Source organism: Bradyrhizobium daqingense (assembly GCF_021044685.1).
Taxonomy (GTDB): domain Bacteria; phylum Pseudomonadota; class Alphaproteobacteria; order Rhizobiales; family Xanthobacteraceae; genus Bradyrhizobium; species Bradyrhizobium daqingense.
Genome location: NZ_CP088014.1, coordinates 4,173,985 through 4,196,269, shown reverse-complemented (window position 1 = coordinate 4,196,269; position 22,285 = coordinate 4,173,985). Strand labels below are relative to the sequence as shown.

Annotated in this window: 20 protein-coding genes; 3 read left to right on the top strand and 17 right to left on the bottom strand. The window is 65.2% G+C overall.

What is annotated here, in order from left to right; translation table 11 throughout:
* Nucleotides 1-44: 44 nt before the first annotated feature.
* From LPJ38_RS37965 to pdxR, 6 genes are all read right to left on the bottom strand, one after another.
* Entirely contained in the window at nt 45-758 is a 714-nt protein-coding gene (locus tag LPJ38_RS37965) for an AMP-binding protein (protein ID WP_283811486.1), read from the bottom strand.
* The gene (locus LPJ38_RS19665; protein ID WP_283811487.1) at nt 752-1,726 is read right to left on the bottom strand and encodes an AMP-binding protein; all 975 of its coding nucleotides are present in this window, start codon (nt 1,724-1,726) and stop codon (nt 752-754) included. Before LPJ38_RS19665 ends, LPJ38_RS37965 begins: the two co-directional genes overlap by 7 nt.
* Nucleotides 1,723-3,018, bottom strand: coding sequence for an aminotransferase class III-fold pyridoxal phosphate-dependent enzyme (locus LPJ38_RS19660; protein ID WP_145639893.1), 1,296 nt, complete (start codon nt 3,016-3,018; stop codon nt 1,723-1,725). Before LPJ38_RS19660 ends, LPJ38_RS19665 begins: the two co-directional genes overlap by 4 nt.
* 10 nt (nt 3,019-3,028) lie before the next feature.
* Nucleotides 3,029-4,609, bottom strand: a complete 1,581-nt coding sequence (locus LPJ38_RS19655) for a hydantoinase B/oxoprolinase family protein (RefSeq protein ID WP_167520674.1) — start codon at nt 4,607-4,609, stop codon at nt 3,029-3,031.
* Nucleotides 4,606-6,615 carry a hydantoinase/oxoprolinase family protein gene (locus LPJ38_RS19650; protein WP_145639900.1) on the bottom strand — a complete coding sequence of 670 codons (2,010 nt, stop codon included), beginning with the start codon at nt 6,613-6,615 and terminating at the stop codon, nt 4,606-4,608. Before LPJ38_RS19650 ends, LPJ38_RS19655 begins: the two co-directional genes overlap by 4 nt.
* Before the next feature lie 425 nt (nt 6,616-7,040).
* Nucleotides 7,041-8,519 carry a MocR-like pyridoxine biosynthesis transcription factor PdxR gene (gene pdxR, locus LPJ38_RS19645; protein WP_231088341.1) on the bottom strand — a complete coding sequence of 493 codons (1,479 nt, stop codon included), beginning with the start codon at nt 8,517-8,519 and terminating at the stop codon, nt 7,041-7,043.
* A 360-nt stretch (nt 8,520-8,879) separates the two neighbouring features.
* Between pdxR and LPJ38_RS19640 the strand changes: the two genes are divergently transcribed.
* The gene (locus LPJ38_RS19640) at nt 8,880-9,083 is read left to right on the top strand and encodes a hypothetical protein (RefSeq protein ID WP_231088340.1); all 204 of its coding nucleotides are present in this window, start codon (nt 8,880-8,882) and stop codon (nt 9,081-9,083) included.
* 31 nt (nt 9,084-9,114) lie between these two features.
* On the opposite strand, the gene LPJ38_RS19635 is transcribed toward LPJ38_RS19640, so the two are convergent.
* The 10 genes from LPJ38_RS19635 to LPJ38_RS19590 all read right to left on the bottom strand — a co-directional run bounded on the left by LPJ38_RS19635 (nt 9,115) and on the right by LPJ38_RS19590 (nt 18,280).
* Nucleotides 9,115-10,116 (bottom strand): formate dehydrogenase subunit gamma, encoded by a 1,002-nt coding sequence (locus tag LPJ38_RS19635; RefSeq protein ID WP_145639910.1) that lies wholly within the window; start codon nt 10,114-10,116, stop codon nt 9,115-9,117.
* Nucleotides 10,117-10,155: 39 nt separating this feature from the next.
* Nucleotides 10,156-10,752, bottom strand: a complete 597-nt coding sequence (gene fdh3B, locus LPJ38_RS19630) for a formate dehydrogenase FDH3 subunit beta (protein ID WP_027571966.1) — start codon at nt 10,750-10,752, stop codon at nt 10,156-10,158.
* A gap of 13 nt (nt 10,753-10,765) precedes the next feature.
* The gene (locus LPJ38_RS19625; protein ID WP_158644791.1) at nt 10,766-13,708 is read right to left on the bottom strand and encodes a formate dehydrogenase subunit alpha; all 2,943 of its coding nucleotides are present in this window, start codon (nt 13,706-13,708) and stop codon (nt 10,766-10,768) included.
* A 13-nt stretch (nt 13,709-13,721) separates the two neighbouring features.
* Entirely contained in the window at nt 13,722-13,931 is a 210-nt protein-coding gene (locus tag LPJ38_RS19620; protein WP_061848651.1) for a twin-arginine translocation signal domain-containing protein, read from the bottom strand.
* 30 nt (nt 13,932-13,961) lie between these two features.
* On the bottom strand, nt 13,962-14,738 hold the full coding sequence (locus tag LPJ38_RS19615; protein ID WP_145639913.1) for a molecular chaperone TorD family protein: 777 nt from the start codon (nt 14,736-14,738) through the stop codon (nt 13,962-13,964).
* Between the two features lie 150 nt (nt 14,739-14,888).
* Complete coding sequence (locus LPJ38_RS19610) at nt 14,889-15,500, bottom strand: DUF3306 domain-containing protein (protein ID WP_145639915.1); 612 nt, start codon at nt 15,498-15,500, stop codon at nt 14,889-14,891.
* Nucleotides 15,497-16,012, bottom strand: coding sequence for a DUF3305 domain-containing protein (locus tag LPJ38_RS19605; protein ID WP_145639917.1), 516 nt, complete (start codon nt 16,010-16,012; stop codon nt 15,497-15,499). Before LPJ38_RS19605 ends, LPJ38_RS19610 begins: the two co-directional genes overlap by 4 nt.
* A complete protein-coding gene (locus LPJ38_RS19600; RefSeq protein WP_145639919.1) occupies nt 16,009-17,016 on the bottom strand; it encodes a DUF6352 family protein in 1,008 nt (335 codons plus the stop codon). The genes LPJ38_RS19605 and LPJ38_RS19600 overlap by 4 nt, the downstream gene beginning before the upstream one ends.
* On the bottom strand, nt 17,013-17,552 hold the full coding sequence (locus tag LPJ38_RS19595) for a DUF6505 family protein (RefSeq protein WP_145639921.1): 540 nt from the start codon (nt 17,550-17,552) through the stop codon (nt 17,013-17,015). Before LPJ38_RS19595 ends, LPJ38_RS19600 begins: the two co-directional genes overlap by 4 nt.
* Nucleotides 17,549-18,280 carry a biotin/lipoate--protein ligase family protein gene (locus LPJ38_RS19590; RefSeq protein ID WP_231088339.1) on the bottom strand — a complete coding sequence of 244 codons (732 nt, stop codon included), beginning with the start codon at nt 18,278-18,280 and terminating at the stop codon, nt 17,549-17,551. Before LPJ38_RS19590 ends, LPJ38_RS19595 begins: the two co-directional genes overlap by 4 nt.
* A gap of 173 nt (nt 18,281-18,453) precedes the next feature.
* Here LPJ38_RS19590 and LPJ38_RS19585 point away from each other — a divergent pair, with 173 nt between their 5' ends.
* Nucleotides 18,454-20,433, top strand: coding sequence for a 4Fe-4S binding protein (locus LPJ38_RS19585; protein ID WP_145639923.1), 1,980 nt, complete (start codon nt 18,454-18,456; stop codon nt 20,431-20,433).
* 33 nt (nt 20,434-20,466) lie between these two features.
* A complete protein-coding gene (locus tag LPJ38_RS19580) occupies nt 20,467-20,766 on the top strand; it encodes a hypothetical protein (protein WP_231088337.1) in 300 nt (99 codons plus the stop codon).
* A 7-nt stretch (nt 20,767-20,773) separates the two neighbouring features.
* Here the strand turns inward: LPJ38_RS19580 and LPJ38_RS19575 are convergent, their stop codons facing one another.
* Nucleotides 20,774-22,063: a c-type cytochrome gene (locus LPJ38_RS19575; protein ID WP_145639925.1), complete on the bottom strand. Its 1,290-nt coding sequence runs from the start codon at nt 22,061-22,063 to the stop codon at nt 20,774-20,776.
* Nucleotides 22,064-22,285 lie beyond the last annotated feature (222 nt).

Here is a 22,285-nt window from a genome sequence, read left to right as displayed (position 1 = left end):
GCAGCATATCGCAGCCTCGCACTGCTTTTCCAGCCAAGCAGTTTTCATGCCGTCGGCCCCCATTCGGTGTCCTGCAACAGCCGCCAGTTGACCTTGTTGCTGGCCGTGCGCGGCAGGGACTCGACGAAGACGACCGCGCGCGGCGCCTTGTAGCTCGCCATCGCGCCGCGTGCCCAGGCGACGATGTCGGCGGCGGACGTCGACGCGCGCGCGGCGTCATCGAGCACCACCAGGGCCTTGACGGTCTCGCCGCGATATTCGTCCGGCGCCGAAACGATGCAGCACTCCCGGATAGCCCGGTTCTGGTACATCGCCGCCTCGACCTCGGCGGGCCACACCTTGAAGCCGCTGACATTGATCATCCGCTTCAGGCGGTCGACGGCGAAGAAATAGCCTTCGACGTCGCGGTAACCGAGATCGCCTGTGCGCAGGAACCGCTTGCCGTCGAGCTGAATGAAGGCATCAACGTCCGCCTGGGGCCTGTTCCAGTAACCTTGCAGCACTTGCGGTCCGTGCACGACGATCTCGCCAACGACGTTGTCGCCAAGTTCGATCAGGCTCTCGGGATCGACCACCCGCGCATCGGTCTCATGCACGGCGATGCCAAGGCACTGCCGCTTCGGCGCGCCCATCGGGTTGAGATGCGTCGGCGACATCGTCTCCGTCATGCCGTAGCCCTCGACGAAATCGAGGCCGAAACGACCCTTCAGCCGTTCGGCGACCGCCATGGGCATCGCCGCACCGCCGCCGGTCAGCATCTTGAGTTTCGCAAAGCATGCGTCGCGGAAGCCGGCGCTGGCGAGCACATCCACGACATGGTCGGCGCGGCGTTCCAGAACGTCACGCCGTAGGTCTCGAACAGGTCCGGGAGCAGATCCTTGTCCCAACGCGCCATCAGCAGCAGCGTGGCGCCGGTGACGATGGCGGCATTCATCGAACCCTGCATGCCCGCGACGTGGAACAGCGGCATGAAGCCGGTCATCACGTCGCTGCCGTCGAGCCGGTACCAGCGGGCCTGCAAGACGGCGGTGAACAGCGCGCTGCGATGCGTATGCATGCAGGCCTTGGGCTTGCCTGTGGTCCCCGAGGTGTAGGGCAGAATCATGAGATCCTCCGGCCCTGCCTCCATCGCAGCCGGCTGCAAGCCTTGCGCGATCGCCTCCGACCAGGAATGCCAGTCCGGCGACGACGGCACCTGCGACGGCGCTTCGGTGACGCATGACGGCAGCGTGTAGGGCGTCGCGGCTGGAACCTCGTCGCGATACTGCGCGACGATCGTGTGAGTGATCGCCTCGCCCGCGAGCGGAGCAAATACATCGCTCAGCTCGGAGCCGATGATCGCGACCCTGGCGCCGCTATCCGCAGCGAGATAGGCGATCTCCGCCGTCTTGTTCATGGGATTGACCGGTACGATCACGGCGTCCGCCCGCATCACTGCATAGTACGCGATGACATATTGCGGCGAGTTCTGCAGCGCGATCATCACGCGGTCGCCGCGCTTCACGTCGCAAACACGTTGCAGGAAGCCAGCCATGGCATCGACACGGGCGCGCAGTTCGGCGTAGCTCAGGCTCGCGCCGTAAAACACCGTCGCCGGATGAGAGGGCCTTGCCTGTGCAGCCCGCGCCAGTGCGTCGTACAGCGTCCCCTCCGGCATCGCGAGATGCCAGGGCTCGTTCGCCGGCCAAGCCGGCGAGCCACGAGGTGCTGCGTCGCCGGCGGTCACCCGTGTTCCCCGTCGGCGATGTCGAGGCCATGGTCGAGTGCATCGAGCAGTAGCGTAGCCTCGCGTTCGGAGATCACCAGCGGCGGCGCCAGGAACAGCGAGGTTTGCTCGCCGCTGGTGCCGATCACCGCGCCGGCCTCCAGCGCGCGATCCGCGACGCGGGAAGCGATCGGCACCTCGGTCGTATCGGCGTGCCAGGTGCGCCAGTCCGGGCCATGCAGTTCCACCGTCCAGTGCAGCCCCTGTCCGGCCACGCGTCGCACGCTCGGATGCTTTTGCGCGATCGCGAGCAAGCGGCGGGCAAACAGCCCCTCCAGATTCTGCACATGCTGCAGAATCTTCTCGCCGGTGACGACCTTCAGGTAGGCGCGGACGGCGGCCATGCTGATCGGATGGCCGCGCAACGTGCCGTAGTTCTGCCAGCTCGTGCCCTCGAGCCGCTCGACGATGTCCTTGGACACCACGACCGCGGCGACCGCCGCTGCGCCGCCGCCCAGCGACTTGCCGAGCGTCACGATGTCCGGCCGGCTCTCTGCACCCTGAAACGCGAACCAGCGGCCCGCGCGGCCCGCGCCGGTCACGACCTCGTCCGCAATCCAGTACGAGCCCGCCTGCCGCGCACAACGCGCCACCTCGTCCTGATAGGCGCCGTCGTAGTAGATGCCGCCCTGGGTGTAGTCGATGATCGTCGCAGCGGCGTCCGACAGCAGGCGCGTGGCATCGGCGAGATATTCGCTGGGCGGCCTATTGTGCGCCGGCGCGCCATAGATCGCGCCATCCGGCGCAGGCAAGATCCGCACCGGCGCCATCGGCGCCGGCAGTTTCGAGCCGCCGGCATGCACGGCCAGACCGCCATGCCATTGCGGCTGCACTGTCATGCTACGCGACAGGCCGGTGATGCCGTGATAGGCGCGCTCGCGCGTCGCCAGCGCCGAGCGCTGCGTCAGTGCCTGGCAGAGTGACAGCGCCATATCGTTGGCTTCGCTGCCGCTGATGCAGAAGCGCACCGCGCCGACCCAGTCCTCCTCGCCTTTGAATGCGGTGGCCATCAGATCGTCGGCCGCCTGCTCGCGATCGATCCAGGTCCAGCCCTCGTTGACGACGGGCGTATCCGCCGCACGGCGGATCGCCTCCACCATTGCGGGATGGCGATGGCCGAGACCGCCGCCGGTGTTGCTGCCGTCGATGAGCTTGCGGCCATCGGACAGGTGAAAATAAACGCCTTCGCCGCCGACCACGACCATCGGCGCGGCCTCGCCCGCATTCAGTCCGGTTCGCAACAATCTGCTCATCGCAATGCCCTCACCTTGCGGCCGCGGCGCCGTAGCCGCCGCCGCCGCACATTTCGATCGTGACGAGATCGTCTTGCTGCAACACCAGGTTCGACTTGCCGTCGATCGCGACGTTTGCGCCCTGCCTGACCAGCGAGATGCGGCAGGCCTTGCCGGACTGGCCGCCCTGCATGCCCCAGGGCCCAATCACCATCCGCTCGATGCAGGTGGTCAGGTGCATCGACGGCGCCAGAATACGATAAGTGCGAACCGAGCCGTCACCACCGCGATGGGCGCCCGCGCCGCCGGAATTCCGGCGAATGGCCTGCTGCTCGAGGCGGATCGCGTAATTCGCCTCGATCACCTCGACCGGCGTGTTCGACGTGTTGGAGAGATGCACGCGGGTTGCGGAAGCTCCGGCCCGATCGTGACGCGCGCCTTCGCCGCCGCCATGGACCTCGTAAAGCATCTTCCAGGACCCGTTCGGCCGCGGCTCGGCGAAGAACAGAACGCCCGCTGTGGTGGCGCCGCCGGCCGACAGACGCTCGGGGATGATGTCCTGCATCGCACGGAAGATTGCATCGACGATACGCATGGACGTCTCGTGATTGCCGGCGGCAACCGATGCGGTCCAGCCCGGCTCCAGGATCGAGCCGGGGCGCGTGATGATGGTCAGAGGCCGCAGCGCGCCGGCGTTCTGCTGCATGTCGCGTCCGCTCATGATGCGCGCGGCATAGGCCACCGCAGAGCGCGCCATGAACGGCGTCGTGTTGCAGAAATTGGACACCCGGTCGCAGCTTCCGGAGAGGTCGAAGGTCGCTTCGTCGCCGCGGATGGTGATCTTCACATGGATGCGCGCCGGTGCATTGTCTTCGCTGCCGTCGTCGAGGTGGTCCTCGCCCTCATAGACGCCGTCCGGAAGGCCGCGCAGAGCCTCGCGCATCTCGATTTCGGAGAGATCGTGCAGGCGCGACTGCGCCGCCATGAAGATCGCCTTGCCGTGTTCGCGGCAGAGCTCGGCGATGCGCTTCTCGCCGGCCTTGGTCGCCGCGATCTGCGCCAGAAGATCACCCTCGCAGGACTCGGCATCGCGAACGTTGGCCTTGAGCAGTTGCACGATCGGCGCGTTGAGGCCCGCTGCAGTCGCGATCAGCACAGGCGGAATGCGCAGCGCCTCCTGGAACGTGTCGATGGCCTTGGCGAAATAGCTGCCCGGCCAGGTGCCGCCGATATCGGGCCAGTGGGCGAGGCTGACCGCGAAGGCTACGATCTCGCCGTCGACGAAGACGGGACGCACGACCTTGACGTCGTTGAGATGATTGCCGCCGAGCGCGCCGACATTGTAGATCACGACGTCGCCGTCGTTCAGGTGGTCGCGCGGCATCACCTTCAGCAACTCGGGGATAGTATAGGCCATCGCGCCGAGATGGATCGGAATGTCGCGGCCCTGCCCGACCAGGCCGCCGTGGCCGTCCGTGATCGCGGACGACAGGTCGCCCGCTTCGCGCAAGAGCGGCGAGCGTGCCGAGCGCGTCATCACGAGGCTCATCTCCTCGGCTGCGGCGGAAAGCCCGTGCCGGATGACCTCGACGACGAACGGATCGAGCTTCATGCGGCCCTCCGCGTCAGGAACAGGTTTCCGGCCTGGTCCGGCTTCGCCCGCCAGCCGGGCGGCACCACGACGGTCGACCACGCGTCCTCGATGATGGCGGGTCCGTTGACCGTCTCCGTGAGTGCGGCACGGTCGATGATCGCGGTTGCGATGTCGTGGCAGCCGTCGAACGAACAGATACGCGTCCCTGAGGACCCGGCCCTCACCGCGGTCGCCGGTCGACTGACGACGGTTGTCGACGGGCGGCGAGCCTGGACACGCACGGATTCGATGACGCAGGGCTCGCCGGTCGCATAGCCGAACAGCTCGTGATGCCGCGTCAGGAACTCCTGCTTCAGCCTGGCTGCGTCGAGCGGCAGCGCGAAGGATACCGGGACCGCATCGTTCTGGGCCTCGTAGCGCATCAAGGCCACCAGCTCGACCTGGATCTCCGCCTTCGCAACGCCATTGGCGATCAGCGGAGCAGACGCCTCGACAATCAACGCCTCGATCCGCTCCGCGACGCGAGCAAGATCGAGCCCGTCGAGCGCCGCGCGAAACGTCTGCTGCTGGAGGAAGCTGAAATCGGCGGTGAGGCAGCCCAGCGCCGAGAATGCGCTCGATGCGCCGGGCACGACGACCTCAGTGATTCCATAGAGATCGGCGAGACCGGCAGCATGCATCGGGCCACCGCCGCCGAAGGCAAGCAGCGTGCAGTCGCGCCCGTCGATGCCCCGCTCGACCGTGACGCGGCGGAGCGCGCGGGCCATGGTCGCATTCGCAACCTTGATGATGCCTAGCGCCGTTTCGGTGAGGCTCAGTTCGAGCACGCGCGCGACCGGTTCGATCAAGCGCTTCGCAGCCTCGATGTCGATGCCGATACGGTCGCCGAGTTTCGTCTCGGGATTGAGATAGCCGAGCACGGCATTGGCATCGGTTATCGTCGGCTCACGACCGCCGCGGCCATAGCAGGCAGGCCCCGGCTCGGAGCCGGCACTCTCGGGGCCGACCGTGAGACCGCCGGGGCCGCTGCGGACGATTGATCCGCCGCCTGCGCCGATCGAATGCACCGCGAGCATCGGCTGGCGCAACGGCTTGTCGTCCAGCATGCGGCCGTCCGTCATCTCGGCCTGGCCATCCACGATCAGGCAAACATCCGTCGTGGTGCCACCCATGTCGAAGGTCAGCATGCGCGAGGCGCCGAGCTGGCGCGCGATGGTGACGGAAGCGGAGACGCCGGCGGCAGGTCCCGACATCGCCATCACCAGCGGCCGCCGTTTCACCGCCGAAATCGGGATCATGGCGCCCGCGGAATGAAACACCTGCAGGCCGGGGCCGATCGGCAGCCGCCGCTCCAGCTCGCTGAGATATTCCACCGCGATCGGCATTGCGGCCGCGTTGAACACGGTTGCCGAGGCCCGCTCATATTCGCGCGCCTCGGGATTGACCTCGTGCGACAGCGAGACATGAGCGACGACTTCCTTGAGTCGCTCGCCGAGCATTTTTTCGTGTACGGGATTGGCATAGGCGTGAAGCAAGGCCACGGCAACGCTCTGCACGCCGGAATGCTCGAGCCAGGCCACCAGACGCGCGATCTCCGCTTCCTCCAGCGCCTTCAGCACCCGGCCCTCGTGATCGAGCCGTTCGGCGAGCCCAAAGCATCGTTCCGGTGGCACCAAAGGCGGCGATTTAGGCAGGATATCAAGACGATAGAGATCGCGGCGGCGGTAGCGCGCGATTTCCAGCACGTCGGCAAAGCCTTCAGTCGCGACCAGCGCCACCTTCGGCAACCGGCCCTCGACGAGGGCGTTGGTGACGCGCGTGGTGCCGTGGACGAAGCGTTTGACGTCGCTCTTGCGCAGACCAACCGCCTCGATGGCCTCCAGCATCGCCTGAACGGGTGCGTCGGGGCGCGACGGCACCTTGGCGATCCGCGCTTCCGCGGTATCGCGCCGGATCGCGACGATGTCGGTGAAGGTGCCACCGATATCGGTGCCAACCTCCCAGTGACTGTCGGAATCGCTCATCTGCACAGTCAGCTTCGCGCGACGCCCAGACCACTCGCCGGATGCTTCCGCCCCATCGGAACGTCCAATGCCAAACCGAGAGTGATCATCATGCATCCCCTGTCATGCCGCCGACCGGAAGCGTGCGACAGAGCGACGGGCACAGGATAGAGCCAGAGTTGTCGCAATCCGCTAGACCAGCGCGCGAACCTAGCCGTGCGTCGCGCCAGCTGCTGCACGTTTTGATGCAGCGCTGCCCGCGTTGACAGCACGCGAATGCGGACTACTCCACGCGGGAAAAGTGCAGCGAGCCACGGATTCTCCGCACGAATCGCGATATCCGCCACAGTGCGATCCGAAGGCTTCAGATCGTCTGTCTAATTTGCAGGCGGCCGATCTGCACTGTGGGACGTCCGCTTGCCTCTGAGCTATGCATAGCGATCGGCTCAGCCTCTCTTTATTGTACGAGCAGTAAGGGAGGAGCTCGCCGATTTGGATGGTGCGTTGCGGGAACCGCTGCCGATGCAAGCTGCGATTCTTGCAAGCAACGGCGAGGCATCCTCGACGCACAGACGTCCGTAGCCGAACACGAGGCCCTGTCGCGTCGGTTGCTCCAGAAAATTCTGCGACAACGGCTGGACGTGGATGCCGGCCTGTTTCAGGGCAGCCGCCGCTGCGCGATCACTCATCCGCGCTTGCATCGCCTCGGTGAACAGCGCGACGAGATGCAGCCCGGTGACGGCGGAGGACACGATCAGATCATCCGGCATCTGCGCTGCGATCGCCTCGATCAGCGCCCTTCGCCTGCTCGTATAGACCCGGCGCATCGCGCGGAGATGTCGCAGCAGGTGCCCTTCCCGCATGAACTCGGCCAAAGCGAGCTGTCCGATGCCGGAGGTGTGCACGTCGATCCGCGCGCGGCCCTTGGAAAATCCTGCGATGAAATGCCTGTTGGCGACCATGTAGCCGAGCCGCAGGTTCGGCATCATGATCTTGGAGAAGGTGCCGAAATAGATCACCCGTCCCTCGCGGTCGAGCGAACGCAAGGAGGCGATCATGCTGTCCTGATGCCTGAACTCCGAATTGTAATCGTCCTCGATCACCCAGACGTCGTTCCTGTTGGCCCAGTCGAGCAGCTCGAGACGCCGCTCCAGGCCCATGCTGACGCCGAGCGGATATTGATGCGACGGCGTAACCACGATCAGCTTCGCGCGGGGCGCACGCCTGATGCCTTCCGAAACGACGAGGCCCTTGTCATCGACGGGAATTGGAACGAGCTTCGCGCCGGCCGCCGTCAGCGCCCATCGGGCCTCGACGAAGCCGGGCTCCTCGACCCAGACCTCGTCTCCGGGATCGAGGATCATCCGGCTGCAGAAATCCAGCGCACCCGATGTACCGGGCGTGACGACGACCTCTTCCGGCGAGCAGACCAGCCCGCGCACCGAACCGAGAAAGTTGGCGATCTCGCTCCGCAGCCGCGGGTGGCCTTCGGCGGGAAGGTCGAGGCACTCCTGCTCCCTCGGGTTTTGCCAGGTCTGGCGCAGCAGGCGTGACCATTCCTTGAAGGGAAATGTCGAGATGTCGGGCGCGCCGGGCGCGAACATGGATGGCCAATTGGTCTCGTAATCCAGACCAAGCAGCGATCGCCAGCGGTTCGACATATGGGCGGGCGCAGCGCCGGGCGACGCAGCAGGCGACGCTTCCGCATGCGACGTCGCGACGGACGCCACCTGCACGCTGCCGCGTGGCGTCGATTCCAGATAGCCCTCGGCGTAGAGCAGATCCCACGCGGTCAGCACCACCGTACGCGAGCAGCCCAATTCTCGCGCGATCTCCCGCGAGCCCAGGAATTGCGTGCCGGCCGGAAAGGCGCCGCGCAGGATGCAGCCGCGGATGTGGGCCGCAATCTGCAAATGCAGCGGCACGGCCGACGTCCGGTCGATATGCATTCCCGCAAGGGATACGCGCTTGCTCGGGTGATGATCTCGGTCCATTGCGTGGAGGCTGCGGTTGGAACGGCCGGCGATGCCGCCAGCGTCCCCTCAAGATGGGCCAGAAGCGGATTCGGGTCCAGCCTCGGCAGGATCGTCACGCCGGACGTGTGACAGGCGCGGCGCGGCGCCGTCGTTCCTGTCAGGCTCTCAAAATGCCGCGTGACGTTTCAGTCGGGTCCGCTGTGGCGGCTTCGACGACATCGGAACCGGCGACTGTGAGGTGGCCCACATCGCGCGCGCCAATCTCCGTGTATCCATCGTGTCGGGTGGACATGGCAAACGGAGATGCGCATGAAACGCCTCACGCTCTCGCTCATTGCAGCCGTGCTTCTCGCCGGTGCGGCCACCAGCGTGCTCAGATCACACGTCCTGTTCCATTACGGTCGGAGCGGCATGCCATCCATTCAGGAGCTGCAGACAGGTCAGGCCAGCAAGCTTCCTGAACAGGAGATGCAGGACCGCTCGGTGTTGTTTGCAAAAGAGACGGCACGCTAGAGCAGGCCGTCTCCCTTTTAGGCTCTTCGCGCTACTCGGCCGCCGCGGTCGCAGGTTGAGGCTGACTGTCGTTTGGACCCGTTCGCGCCTTCTGCTGCTCGAGCCAGAGGCTATGGTGCTCGCGGGCCCAGTTGACGTCGACTTCGCCGGAGCCCATGGCCTCGAATGCACCTTCCATTCCGATGGTGCCGATATAGATGTGCCCGATCATCGCCGCGACGAACAGGACCGCGACGATGGAGTGGACGATCTGGGCCAGTTGCATGCCTTCGATGCCCGTGCCGTAGAACGGGAACATCAGCGCATAGCCGCTCGCGGCGACGAGCCCACCGCCGATCACGACGATCCAGTAGATCATCTTCTGGCCGCCATTGAAGCGGTAGGCCGGTGGATGGTCGTGCCCGATCATGCCGCCGCCGCGCTTGGCCCATTCGATATCCACCTTGCTGGGAATGTTGCCGCCGATCCACATCAGGAAGATCAGCACGACCCCAAGCGTGAACGGGAAGCTCAGATAATTGTGGCCGTATTTCGCCCATTGCGACCATTCGGCGAAGGCCTCGAAGCCGATCAGCGGCAAGAGCAGCTGCCGGCCAAAGGTGACGTTGAGGCCGGAGATCGCCAGGATGATGAAGCAGGTTGCCGTCATCCAGTGCACGAAACGCTCGAAGCCGTTGAAGCGCACGATGGTGCGGCCCGAGCGGCCGCTTTCCAGCCGAACCATGCCGCGAGTGAGATAGAAGATCATGATCAGCGCGATCATTCCGATGATGGCAATGCCGCCGATCCAGGGCAGCGTCACCATGCGGAATTCCCGCCATTCCCGTCCCTGCGGCTGCTCGAGGACGCCCGACCGCTGATCCGGAATGCTGACACGCCCTTGAATCCGGTTCAGCTCCTGCAGAAGTTGCTGTTCCCTAACCGAGCTTGCAGTCGGATTGACCTGTTGGGCGCTCGCGGGCGCCGCCATCACCAAGAGAAGTAGCGTGCAAACGCCGAAAGCCAGGCGAATGAACCTTCCAAATGACGCCATCACGTCCTCCCCGGTCTTGCGCGCCCTTAGCTGCCTATCTCAAGATTCGATCGTCTCGCGATAGGCGGTCTTCCAACCCCATGCGCCCGAGCCATAGCCGCGCTTCATGACGCGCTCCTTGTAGATCTGGGCGATGATCTCGCCGTCGCCCGCAAGCAACGACTTGGTCGAGCACATTTCAGCGCAGAGCGGCAGCTTGCCTTCGGCCAGCCGGTTCGCGCCGTATTTCTCGTATTCCTCCTTGCTGCCGTCGGCTTCGGGGCCGCCGGCGCAATAGGTGCACTTGTCCATCTTGCCGCGCGAGCCGAAGTTGCCGACCTTCGGGTATTGCGGCGCGCCGAACGGACAGGCGTAGAAGCAATAACCGCAGCCGATGCAGAGGTCCTTGGAGTGCAGCACCACGGCATCCGCGGTGGTGTAGAAGCAATTGACCGGGCAAACCGCCGCGCAAGGCGCGTCGGTGCAATGCATGCAAGCCATCGAGATCGATCGTTCGCCCGGCTTGCCGTCGTTGATGGTGACGACGCGGCGCCGGTTGATGCCCCAGGGCACCTCGTGCTCGTTTTTGCAGGCGGTGACGCAGGCGTTGCACTCGATGCAGCGGTCAGCGTCGCAGAGAAACTTCATTCGAGCCATGTTCGTTGCTCCTTCAAGCCGCGACGATCTGACAAAGCGTGACCTTCGGCTCCTGCATGCCCGTCGCGGGATCGTAGCCGTAGCTCGTGATCGTGTTGGCGCTCTCGCCCAGCACGATCGGATCGGTACCGGCGGGATAGTTCTTGCGCAAATCGACACCACCGAGCCAACCGCCGAAATGGAACGGCATCCAGGCGACGCCCTTGCCGACGCGTTCGGTCACCAGCGCCTTCATTCTGGCCCGAGAGTTGTTCTCGGCGCCGCTCACCCAGACCCAGCCGCCGTCCTTGATGCCGCGATCGGCGGCATCGGCCGGGCTGATCTCGATGAACATGTCCTGCTGCAACTCGGCGAGCCACGGGTTGGTGCGCGTCTCCTCGCCGCCGCCCTCATACTCGACGAGACGACCCGAGGAGAGGATGAGCGGAAACTGCTTCGCGATCCCCTTCTCGACCGCCGCCTTCTGAACCGAGAAGCCGATATTGGGCAGACGGAACTGCCTTGCGTCGGGCAGAGTCGGATACTTTTCGACCAGATCGACGCGCGGCGTGTAGATCGGTTCGCGGTGCACCGGGATCGGATCCGGCAGACCGAACGCATTCATGCGCGCCTTGCCGTTTCCGAAGGGCACGCAGCCGTGCTTCAGCGCGACGCGCTGGATGCCGCCCGAGAGGTCCGTCGCCCAGGACACCGCATCCGGATTGGCCGGGTTGACCCTCTGGATGGTGGCCATCTCGGCTTCGGTGAGATCCGTGTCCCAACCGAGCTTCTTCAGGCTGGCCAGCGTGAACTCGGGGTAACCGTCCTCGATCTCCGAGCCCCTGGAGAACGACTTGTCGGCAAGCAGGCTCACTTTCCGCGTCGTCCCATCCGGCAGCTTTTCCTCGCGCTCGATACCGAACCGGGGCCGGAACGCACCGCCGCCGTCCATCACATGCAGATTGTTGTTGTACAGCAGCGGCGATCCCGGATGCCTGACCTCGGGCGAGCCCCAGCACGGCCACGGCAGGCCGTAATAGTCGCCGCCGACTTCCGGATCGTCCTTCGGCGCGCGCATCGTCACCAGATCGAACTTGTTCTGGTTCTTCATGTGCGCCTTGATGCGCTCCGGCGACTGGCCGCAATAGCCGGTCGACCAGCTTCCGCGGTTGATCTCGCGCAGCACGTCCTCGGCGGCGGGAAGATTGTTCTCGACCTTGATGTTCTTGAACATCTTGTCGGCGAAGCCGAACTTCTTCGCCAGCAGATAAATGATCTCGAGGTCGTCCTTGGACTCGAAGATCGGCTTGACGATCTGCTCACCCCACTGCATCGACCGATTGGAGGCGACGCGCGATCCCGCGCATTCGAACTGCGTTGCCACCGGCAGGATGTAGACCCCGTCTTTTCGTCCCGCCTCCACGGCCAGGGACGCCCATGTCGTCGGGTGCGGATCCGCGATCACCAGCAGGTCCAGCGCCTTCAGACCTTTCATTGACTCCGGAATGCGGGTGATGCTGTTGCTGGCGTGGCCTTGGACGAAGACGGCCTTGACGTTGTCCTTCTGTGCGACATCCGCCTTCGGCAACAGCGCAGCGTCGAACCAGCGTGTCAGGGGGATGCCTGGGGTCTCCATCTGCTTCTTCTCGTCGAAGCGGGAGACCAGATATTCGTAGTCGACCTCCCAGACGCGCGACCAGTGCTTCCAGGCGCCCTCCGCGAGGCCGTAGTAGAACGGCAGAGTCACGATATCGAGACCGACATCGGTCGCGCCCTGCACGTTGTCATGGCCGCGCAAGATGTTGGCGCCGGCGCCGGACTTGCCGATATTCCCCGTCATCAGCAGTGAAATGCAGCTTGCCCGCACGTTGGCCGTGCCGACCGTGTGCTGAGTCTGGCCCATGCACCAAATGATGGTCGCAGGCTTTTGCGTGGCAAACATCTTGGCGACACGCTCGAGCTGGGCTGCGGGCACGCCGGTGACGCGCTCGACTTCCTGCGGATTCCATTTCTCGACTTCCTTGCGCAGATCGTCGAAGCCGTAAACGCGCTGGGCGATAAACTCCTTGTCTTCCCAGCCATTCTTCAGGATGTGCCACATCATGCCGTAGAGCACGGGAATGTCGGTGCCCGGACGGATGCGGACATATTCGGTGGCGTGCGCCGCGGTGCGGGTCAGGCGCGGATCGAAGACGATGAAGTTCGCCTTGTTGAGCTCTTTGCCTTCGAGCAGGTGCTGCATACTGACGGGGTGCGCTTCCGCCGCGTTGCTGCCGATGAACAGCATCGTCTTGGAGTTGCGCATATCGTTGATGCTGTTCGTCATCGCGCCATAGCCCCAGGTATTGGCGACGCCGGTGACGGTGGTGGAGTGGCAGATACGGGCCTGATGGTCGGTGTTGTTGGTGCCCCAGAACGCACCCAGCTTCCGGAACAGGTAGGAGCCTTCGTTCGTCATCTTGGCCGAGCCGAGCCAGTAGACGGAATCGCTGCCCGACTTCTCGCGGACCTGGAGCAGCTTGTCGCCGATCTCGTTCACTGCCGTATCCCACGACACGCGCGTCCATTGCCCGTTCACGAGCTTCATCGGATAGCGCAGACGGCGATCGCTGTGCACGAGCTCGCGCACCGAGGCGCCCTTGGCGCAATGCGAGCCGCGGTTGATCGGCGAATCCCAGCTCGGCTCCTGCCCGACCCAGACCCCGTTGAGCACTTCCGCCGTGACGGTGCAGCCCACCGCGCAGTGCGTGCAGATGCTTTTCTTGACGACGGCGCCGGCCGCGAGCGGGCCGGCCGCGGCCGCTTCAGCCTTGCGCACGCTGCCGACCGGCAAGGTCCCCAACGCGGCAAGAGCGCCGCCGGCGAGGCCCGACCTGCGCAGGAACGTACGGCGATCAAGTCCTCCGCCCTGGCCCGCAAGGGACTCGGCAACGGAGCCTCGGCGATCGGAACGCTGATGTGTTCGCTTGATAAGCACGGCAGCCTCCCTCTCAGGCCGGATAACGGTTGACGCGGTAGAACGTCTTCACGTGATCGGATTCCTTGTAACGCGCCTTGCGCTTCTCATCGTTGTTTTCGCTGTCCGCCTGCGCCGACCCGACCAGCGGCGTCGCGAGCGTCGCGCCGGCGCCGACCGTGCCGATGCCGACCTGGCGAAGGAAGTCGCGGCGTCCGACCTTTGCTTTCGTCTCGTCACTCATCGCATCTCTCCCAGGACCGACGCGCGTCGATCAATTGGCGAATGTGAATGCTTCCGTCTCGATCTCGATGAACGTCCGTCCGAGCGCTCCGACCGCGCGATAGAATCGCGCATTGCCGGTACCCTCCATGTCTGCGAAGAGCCGCCCCATCCAGGGCGACACGTGGTTGTTGAAGAAGGCGCGCTGAGCGTCGGGCGAAGCATCCAGGCCGCCATCGGCAAGGCCCGACATGATCTCGCACAGGATCGCGACGTGATCCTCGGGCTCGGAATTGTTGGCAATCCGCTCGATGCCGAGTTTCGTCAGGTCGGCGCGCAGACGCGACAGCGGCCGTTCGTTGAGAAATCCGGTGAGGTAGTACGAGGCGTAGGGCAGCAATTCGCCGCGACCGAGCCCCACGAACAGATCGAAATATTCGCGCTCGACCTGACTTGGGACCGCACGCGCGGCGGCGTCGGCGAGCGCAGCGTGCGCGCGTCCGAGCGGTGTTGCGTCACCGCCCAAGGCTGCAAGCTGGTCGAGCAATCGTTTCGACGGTGGCGCGGACAGCAAAGTCGCCAGCAGGGCATATTCCTGCCCCCGCGCGGCATCGACGGGATCGACGGGTTCTGCGGGCATCGCCTGTTCGTAGAGATCGGGCCGCAGATCGTTGCGAGGAACACCGGTGGCGGTTTCGACTGCAACCACCCGTTGTGCGGGCACGCGGGTCCAGGTCGAGACGGACGGCTGACTGATGCCTATTTTGCGCGCAAGCTGAGCGATGCCGCCTGCGGCATCGATCGCGCGTTCAAGCCCGTCATCACGCACGTGGACCTCCCATCCAAGAGTCCCGTCTGCTGAATATTGTCATTTTTTACAAAGCACTAGAGCAAGCGTAATCCTGGTTCCCCGAGCCGTCAATTGCTCGACCATAGACACAGCCTATAGCCTTTGGTCTACGGCTCACCGGACTGCTGTTTAACGCGGCAGTGCACCACCGTGGGTACGTGGCCTGACAGGTTCGGCAAGCTCCGCCAATGTGTCCGCCACCGTTGGCTGCACTGCAACAGGGATCGTCGCGCGTTCCGTCTCACCCAGCGGCTCCGTGACATCCGGCGGGTCGGGAGCATCCGCCTGATGAAATTGTGCGGAAGAATCCGCTGTTTCAATCGACGCTTCGGCAAGGGACTGCGCCGCCTCACGAACGCCGCCGACAATCCGATCGACGAGTGCGGCCAGTTCCTCCGAGGAACAATCCAATGGCCCAAACCCCGGCATCGCAGTCGGATCGTTGAAGTCCCAGGCGTTCTCCGCGAGACCGACGAAATCGCGAATGGCGGGATCGGCGGCCCAAGCGCGGCGAAGAGCCGCACGACCCAACTCCTGTGGAATACCCTTGCGCAGGAACGCGGTGATGTCGGTCGCAGCATCGATCTCGTCGATCGACGGCAGGCTGGAGAGATCGATCTTGCTCGCGTCGTCAGCGACGTCGGACGGTGGCGCGGGCTCAACCGCAGCAGGCTTCGCCGGCTCCGCTCGCGCCTCGCGCTTGCGGCGGGACCAACGGGCAAGGAACTCCTCCTCACTCATTCCTGTCCGCCCTCGTGTTCGCGCCGCGCCAGCGCCTCCGGGTCGGCGCGGCGCCGCTTGCGCTTGACGAATTCCCGCTCGACATGGTGCTCGGCCACGAAGCTTTCAATTGCCTCGCGCAGCACCTCCGGCATCGGCACGGCCTCGACCAGATTGTCGGCAGCTTCGGTGAAGCTTTCGCCCTCCGCCGGATCGACAGTCACCGCAGCAACGGCATAGGGCCAGGCGCCTTCCGAAGGCGACAGCACGGTCCATATGCTCGGATGACCAGAGGCGAGATTGTCGCGATAGCGCGCCGTCTCGGACGGATAGAGATCCACGGTCGCGCGCCCGGCGTAGAATAGCGTCGTGTCGTCCTGCTCGCGAAGTACGGTCCAGGGGTGTGTGGCAGGCTCGTCCGGCAGCACCGCGATCCCACGCCAGACGAAATCGACCCAGGGCGAATCCGCCTTGCGCCGCTCGACCACGACACCGACGGCAATGGACAACAAGGGGCGCGCCGCAGGGCTCATGTCGCCATCTCCAGGCCCTTCACGGGTAGCCCGGTCAGCAGATTCTGCGGCTTCAACCTCAACTTCTGGTCCGCCGTCATCGACAAGATCAAGTAGACGGGCTCGCCCCTGACATCGTCAAGCGCGCGGCTTGAATCGGTAAAGGTCAGCCGGAACAGTGCGAGCACCCGATCGGCGCTGCGCTCGTCGAGCTCCTCGCCGTGCCAGAGGCGGTCGCCCAGCCGGGTGGAGTCGGCATCGAGCCCGACATACCAGGTGAGCTTTTCGTCCTGAAGCGCGCGCAGCGGTTCGATCATGACGCCGACGGCAAGGAGATGGGAGATCCAACGCGTCATCACTTGCGCCAGCGCAGCTGGTCCGCGTCCGCCGGCCGTGAGGTCGAGGGCCATGTCGAACTGGTCGCTGCGCTGCCAATAGGCTGCGGCGCTCTCTTCGCTCAACACATCAACAACGGCGTCGGTGGTGGCCCCCAGCATCGACATCAGGGACAGCACCGGCGTCGGAGTCCGGCCGCCGACGATTTCCTCGTCGCCGAGCAGCACGGCCTGTTCATGCGGCAGGACCCGCTGGATCCGGAAGAACAACTCGGCCGCGCGCAGCACGAACGGATCGTCACAGCCATCGAGCGCATTGCGCAGGATGACGTGCACGAGCTGGTTGACGAAGAGCGGCGGCAGGTCACTCGCACCCGAACGCACCGATGCGAGATAGGCGGCTTCAAGCGTCGGATGGCGCAACAGCAGGTCGCGAAAGGCCAGCACGAACTGCCAGTTCTCCCGGGCGTCGGGATCGGCAAGGGATGCAATCTCGTCCGCGCCGACCGCCTGGCGCGGGTCGGCGAGCAGCTCGCGGTGCAGCCGGCGTTCGACTTGGCACGCATCTTCCGGCGGCATCAGCTCGGGGCGGGCAAAATAGGCCTTGAGGAAGTCGTCGGTGACGCGCAGTCCACCGCCCTCGTCCCGATCGAGCAGATGATGGCCGCAGGCGATCCAGAAATCGTTCATCTGACTGACGGTCCTCGGCCGAGATCCGCAAGCCTGAGATTGCCATCAGGCTCGACGTCTTCCTCCATTTCCATGAACGAGAACGCCTTGCTGTGCCCTTGCCCCTCACGAAGTTGCAGTCGGCGGAAGGACTCCCGGACCTCACCGCCGCTCACCGCCCGGTGCACCGCAACAAGCGAGCTAATCGGATGGCTGCAGAGCGACTGGGAGAACGCCACCTCCTCTTCGGCGGCCGCCTTCGCGGTCGTCACGTCCGGTGCACCGAAACGATCGACGAGTTGCCTCGCCAGGAGATCAACCATGCCGTGGTAATCCTCCTCGGTCGCCGGAACGATCTGCGCCAGCGTCGACCAGCCCCAGGATTGCACCCCGAGGAAACCGCCGCGAAACGCCGCGCGCGCCTTGCCCTCGAGCGTCGCTGCGTCGCAATCCCAGAAGCGGAAGGCACCGGAGACGGCCCATTCGCCTGGCTCTGCGGCCACGTCAAACACGAATGTGTCGGAGGGATCGAGCGCGATGGTCCGCAGGAGCTTCACAGCCGTGGTCCCCCGAGTGCCGGATCGAGCCAGGATGGGGTCGCGAGCGCCTGCATGAGGTCGCGACGTTCGATCGCGCCCGCGCCAATCCGGCGCGTGAGGAGATCGCCGTCATCGTCGATGCGCTGGATGCTCTGCCGTTCGCGCGGCATCCGAGAGAGGTATTCACGCGCGACCCCGTCAAAACCGTCCGCCCGCCAACTGTCGAATGCCAGCATCAGGTGCCGGGCAAAGCTTTCGGTGATCTGCGCCGCGCCGGCCTCGCCAAAGCCCTCCTGGTCGAGCGCCGAGGCAAGCGGATGGACACCCGGCTCGTCGTCATCCATGGCGACCGTCCGGATCATCGCGCCGAACACCAGCCATGGCGGCACCTCCTCCTCATTGGCCGCGAGAGGCCATCCCAGGCGACCGCCGCCAATCAAGCCTCCGTCGATCCTGACGGCGTCCGGCCAGCCGATCGTGATGGGCTTGCTCGGTGGCGCGTAGGCGCGCAGGGCGTCGGTGAGCGCGACCATGCCGGCGTAGAACGCGCGCCGCGCGCTGCGTAACGGCTCGGCGGGCTCAAGCACCACCGCGAACTCCGCCAGATCGAAGCGGCCGACATAGACGAGCGTACCGGCGCCGCTCTCCGGTGCAATGCGGCATGCATGGGCAAAAGCGTCACCGCTCTCGCGTAGCCGCACCAATGTGAACGGCGGCGGCAGCTGGATCGGTTCCGCCAGGGACACTTGGCTGATGGGGGTCGACGGCAGGCCGTCCTCCGCTTTCCTTTTCTTCCCGATCGATAATGTCTATACGAGGCGAAGGGCCGGCGCGAGTCCGTCGTCGTCGTCCAAATGGCGGAGGGTTTAACCTGGAGCAGCCATCGAAGACCGTCTTGATCTGCTCGTGCGAAGACACGATGCGTCTCGACATGGCCGCGATCAAGCGCGGATGTTCCAACAGCGAGATCAGAGGTTTCCGCCATCTCTGCGGTACCGAGCTCGATCACTTCCGCAAATTCGCTGCGACAGACGCCGCGCTGACGGTCGCCTGCACGCAACAGGCGACGCAGTTCTCGGAGGAGGCCGGCGAACGGCCTGATCCGATCAGCTTCGTCAACATCCGCGAAACCGCGGGATGGTCGAGCGACGGCCCCCGGGCTGGTCCCAAAATGGCTGCCCTGCTCGCATCCGCCTCCATCCCGGCGCCGGACTATCCGCTCGTCACCTTGTCGAGCGAGGGCGTGGTCCTGATCTACGGGCGCGATGAGGCCGCGATCGAGGCCGGCCGCCTGCTTGCCGATCACCTCGACGTCACGGTGATGCTGAAGCAGCTCGGCGAGACGATTCCGCCCGCTGCAACGGTCTTCCCGATCGTCAAGGGCACGATCCGCTCCGCCAAGGGACATTTTGGCGCCTTCGAGCTTGCGATTGACGATTATGCGCGTCCCCGCCCCTCCTCGCGCGATCGCTTCGTGCTGGGCGCGCCACGAAACGGGGTCAACTCCCGCTGCGACATCGTGCTCGATCTTTCCGGGGGAATGCCGCTCTTTCCCGCCCACGAGCTGCGCGACGGCTATCTGCGCGCCGATCCGAACGATCCGGCGGCGGTGCTGCGCGCCGTGCTGACCGCGCGTGACCTCGTCGGCAGCTTCGACAAGCCGAAATATGTCGACGTGACGCCGAGTCTCTGCGCTCATTCGCGCTCGAAGCGCACGGGATGCCATCGCTGCCTCGACCTCTGCCCGAACGGGGCGATCACGCCTGCCGGCGATCATATCGCAATCGATCCGAACATCTGTGCGGGCTGCGGCCAATGCGCTGCCGCCTGCCCGACCGGCGCGGCGTCCTATACGCTGCCGCCGGCCGATACGCAGCTGCATCGAATTCGCGCCATGCTGCTCGCCTACCACGCGGCCGGCGGCGCAGATGCGGTGCTGCTTTTTCATGACAGCCCGCACGGCACGCCGTTGATCGACGCCCTGGCGCGACATGGCGACGGCCTGCCCGCGAACGTGCTTCCCTTTGCCGTCAACGAGCTCACGCAAGTCGGACTGGAGGCGATCATCGGCGCCTTCGCCTATGGCGTCTCGGCGGTGCGGTTCCTGCTGCGGGCAAAGCCGCGCCACGATGTCACGGGATTGTTGCAGACGATCGGCATGGCTGACGCGATCCTTGGCGGTCTCGGATTTGCGGGCCGCCGTCTCGCCACTATCGAAACCGACGATCCCGATGCGCTCAGCGCGCATCTGACGGAGATCGGCACGCTTGCCGCCGTCGCAACGCCGGCGACCTTCAGGACCGTCGGCACACGGCGCGACCTTTTGCGATTTGGACTGAGCGAGCTGCACCGCCTGGCGCCACAGCAGGTCGACGTGATCGCCCTGCCGCCGGGAGCGCCGATCGGCGCGATCACGGTCGACACGGACGGCTGCACGCTGTGCCTCGCCTGCGTCTCGGTCTGCCCGACCGGCGCGCTGCGTGACGATCCCGACCGCCCCGTGCTGAAATTCATCGAGGATGCCTGCGTGCAATGTGGCTTGTGCCAGAGCACTTGTCCGGAGAAAGTCATCAGCCTCAAGCCGCAGATCGATTTCCGCGCGGCCCGCGCGTCCGCCGTGGTCATCAAGGAAGAGGAGCCCGCGCTCTGCGTCCGCTGCGGTACGGCCTTCGGCGTCAAGAGCACGATCGACCGCATCGCAGCCAAGCTCGAAGGTCGGCACTGGATGTATCCGGCCGGCGACAAACGGGTCGCGGCACTCAGGATGTGTGCGGACTGCCGCGTCATCGTCATGAGCGAGCAGCAATTCGATCCGTTCAAAGGCGTTCCCGAACGAACGCCGCCGCGCACCACGGACGACTATCTGCGCCAGCGCGAGGTCAAGGACAATAACGGATAATTTCGCAGGGTCGGGAACCAAGGAAGCATCACCATGTCTCGTTTCATCGCAGCTCTGTCGACGTGCATGATCGCGTTTGCTGTCGCCGGCGGATCGGCCGAAGCCGCCGCGCCTCCCCTCACCAAGGCGCAGAAGGTCGCCGTGAAGCAGGCGATCGTCGCCTGCAAGGCCGAAGCCAAGGGCCAGAAGATCGCGTGGCTGTCGCGCCGGAAATACGTCAACCGCTGCGTTGCGGACGCGCTGAAGGAGCATCCCACCATCGACGTCATTCAGATCCTCAAGCAGCATCCGGAGATGAGAGATCTTCCGATGGACAATTGGGACTCGATCTGAGAGGCAGCTATCGCGACGTCGCGCGGCCGAGGAAGTCGGTCAATGCGCGGCGGTCCTCGGCTGAACCGATGCGTTGCTCCGGCATCTTGGTGCCGGGCGTGTAGCTGTTCGGTCCGACTTCGAACAATTTTGCGACGGTCTCGGGCGTCCAGACGATGTCCATGGTCTTCAGCGCCTCGGAAAAGCGATAGCCCGGGAGCGATGCGATCTTGCGGCCATACAGTCCCGCAAGCGTCGGGCCCGCGCGCTGAACCTCCTTGTCCGACAGCGTGTGACAGGCAACGCACGCGCGAAACACCTCTGCACCGTGGTCGCCGGCATAGACCGCCAGCGGATCAGCCGACTTTCCGGATAGAACAGAGCTGATCGGATCGCCCGTTCGCGCATTCCAGCGACGGATCTTGCCGTCCGCACCGCCCGTGATCAGCGTCTCGCGATCTGAAAGGAAAGCGACCGACCAGACCGGCAGCCCCGGGCCGATCAACGTGCGGAGCAAGCTGCGGGACTTGCGGTCGATGATGGCCACCGTGCCGCCGATGCCGGCCGCCGCGATCAACGCGCCGTCTGCCGAGATCGTCACGGCCACCACCGGTGTCGGGCCAGCGGCAACCTCGCCGCTGACCTTGCCGTCTGCGGTCAGCATGCGCAGCATGCCATCGACAGCGCCCACGACGATTTCACCATCCGGCGCCACGCTCACGGCGTTGAGCGGCGCCGGCAAGGTCACGATCTCGGGCTGGCCGTCCGGCAGGCGCCAGATGCGCAACGTCAGATCATAGCCGACGCTGACCAGCGACTTGCCGTCCGGCGGGAACGCGACGCCGTTGACGTTCTGCGTATGCCCTTCCAGCACGCGCGAGGCACCGTCCGACAGCGACCACAGCCGCACTGTCCGATCCCATGAAGCCGATGCGAGAAAGGCGCCGTCGGGAGAGACTGCGAGCGCGACGATGGGAGCGAGGTGTCCCTCGAGCAAACGCTCCGGCTGCTGCCGGCCCGCGGTCCACACCGCAATCCGTGCGTCGACACCGGCCGTCACCATGCGGCCATCCTTCAGGAAGACGACCGCGTTGACGGCATCGGCATGGTACCGCAGCACTTGCTCCGCGGTATCCGTCTCCAGAGACCAGCGAATGGCGGCCGTATCGAAGCTGCCGGACAAGAGGCCGTTCCCACCGGGGGAAACGGCAAGCGCCCGTATGGGGCCGCCATGTCCCACCATGTCGGCGCGCACGGCTGATGCTGCGACGATGGCCCACAGGGCTGCGGCGCCAACTGCGCAGAAAGGTAACCTCATCGCCCCTCACCGGCCCTGGTCACGTTCACCCCCTCGAGATTGCCAGAACAACCGGCGGAGATGAATATCCGATCTATTTCGCCGGTGCCGTCGTGACCTTGGATGATCCCTCAGGCGCGGGCTGCATTCCCGGCGGACTCTGCCCCTGAGGGCTTTCGGCGGGCGCACCGCCTGAACCGGTGTTGATGGGTCCCGTCCAGCCTTGCGGCTGGGGTTGGCCCT

Excerpts from the sequence above, each read along its gene's own strand:
- LPJ38_RS19585 (WP_145639923.1), top strand. The coding sequence starts at position 18,454 with ATGCGTCTCGACATGGCCGCGATCAAGCGCGGATGTTCCAACAGCGAG.
- LPJ38_RS19660 (WP_145639893.1), bottom strand. The coding sequence starts at position 3,018 with ATGAGCAGATTGTTGCGAACCGGACTGAATGCGGGCGAGGCCGCGCCG.
- LPJ38_RS19580 (WP_231088337.1), top strand. The coding sequence starts at position 20,467 with ATGTCTCGTTTCATCGCAGCTCTGTCGACGTGCATGATCGCGTTTGCT.
- LPJ38_RS19620 (WP_061848651.1), bottom strand. The coding sequence starts at position 13,931 with ATGAGTGACGAGACGAAAGCAAAGGTCGGACGCCGCGACTTCCTTCGC.
- LPJ38_RS19655 (WP_167520674.1), bottom strand. The coding sequence starts at position 4,609 with ATGAAGCTCGATCCGTTCGTCGTCGAGGTCATCCGGCACGGGCTTTCC.
- LPJ38_RS19635 (WP_145639910.1), bottom strand. The coding sequence starts at position 10,116 with ATGGCGTCATTTGGAAGGTTCATTCGCCTGGCTTTCGGCGTTTGCACG.
- fdh3B (WP_027571966.1), bottom strand. The coding sequence starts at position 10,752 with ATGGCTCGAATGAAGTTTCTCTGCGACGCTGACCGCTGCATCGAGTGC.
- LPJ38_RS19610 (WP_145639915.1), bottom strand. The coding sequence starts at position 15,500 with ATGAGTGAGGAGGAGTTCCTTGCCCGTTGGTCCCGCCGCAAGCGCGAG.
- LPJ38_RS19605 (WP_145639917.1), bottom strand. The coding sequence starts at position 16,012 with ATGAGCCCTGCGGCGCGCCCCTTGTTGTCCATTGCCGTCGGTGTCGTG.
- LPJ38_RS19650 (WP_145639900.1), bottom strand. The coding sequence starts at position 6,615 with ATGAGCGATTCCGACAGTCACTGGGAGGTTGGCACCGATATCGGTGGC.
- LPJ38_RS19640 (WP_231088340.1), top strand. The coding sequence starts at position 8,880 with ATGAAACGCCTCACGCTCTCGCTCATTGCAGCCGTGCTTCTCGCCGGT.
- LPJ38_RS19575 (WP_145639925.1), bottom strand. The coding sequence starts at position 22,063 with ATGAGGTTACCTTTCTGCGCAGTTGGCGCCGCAGCCCTGTGGGCCATC.
- LPJ38_RS19600 (WP_145639919.1), bottom strand. The coding sequence starts at position 17,016 with ATGAACGATTTCTGGATCGCCTGCGGCCATCATCTGCTCGATCGGGAC.
- LPJ38_RS37965 (WP_283811486.1), bottom strand. The coding sequence starts at position 758 with ATGCTGACCGGCGGCGGTGCGGCGATGCCCATGGCGGTCGCCGAACGG.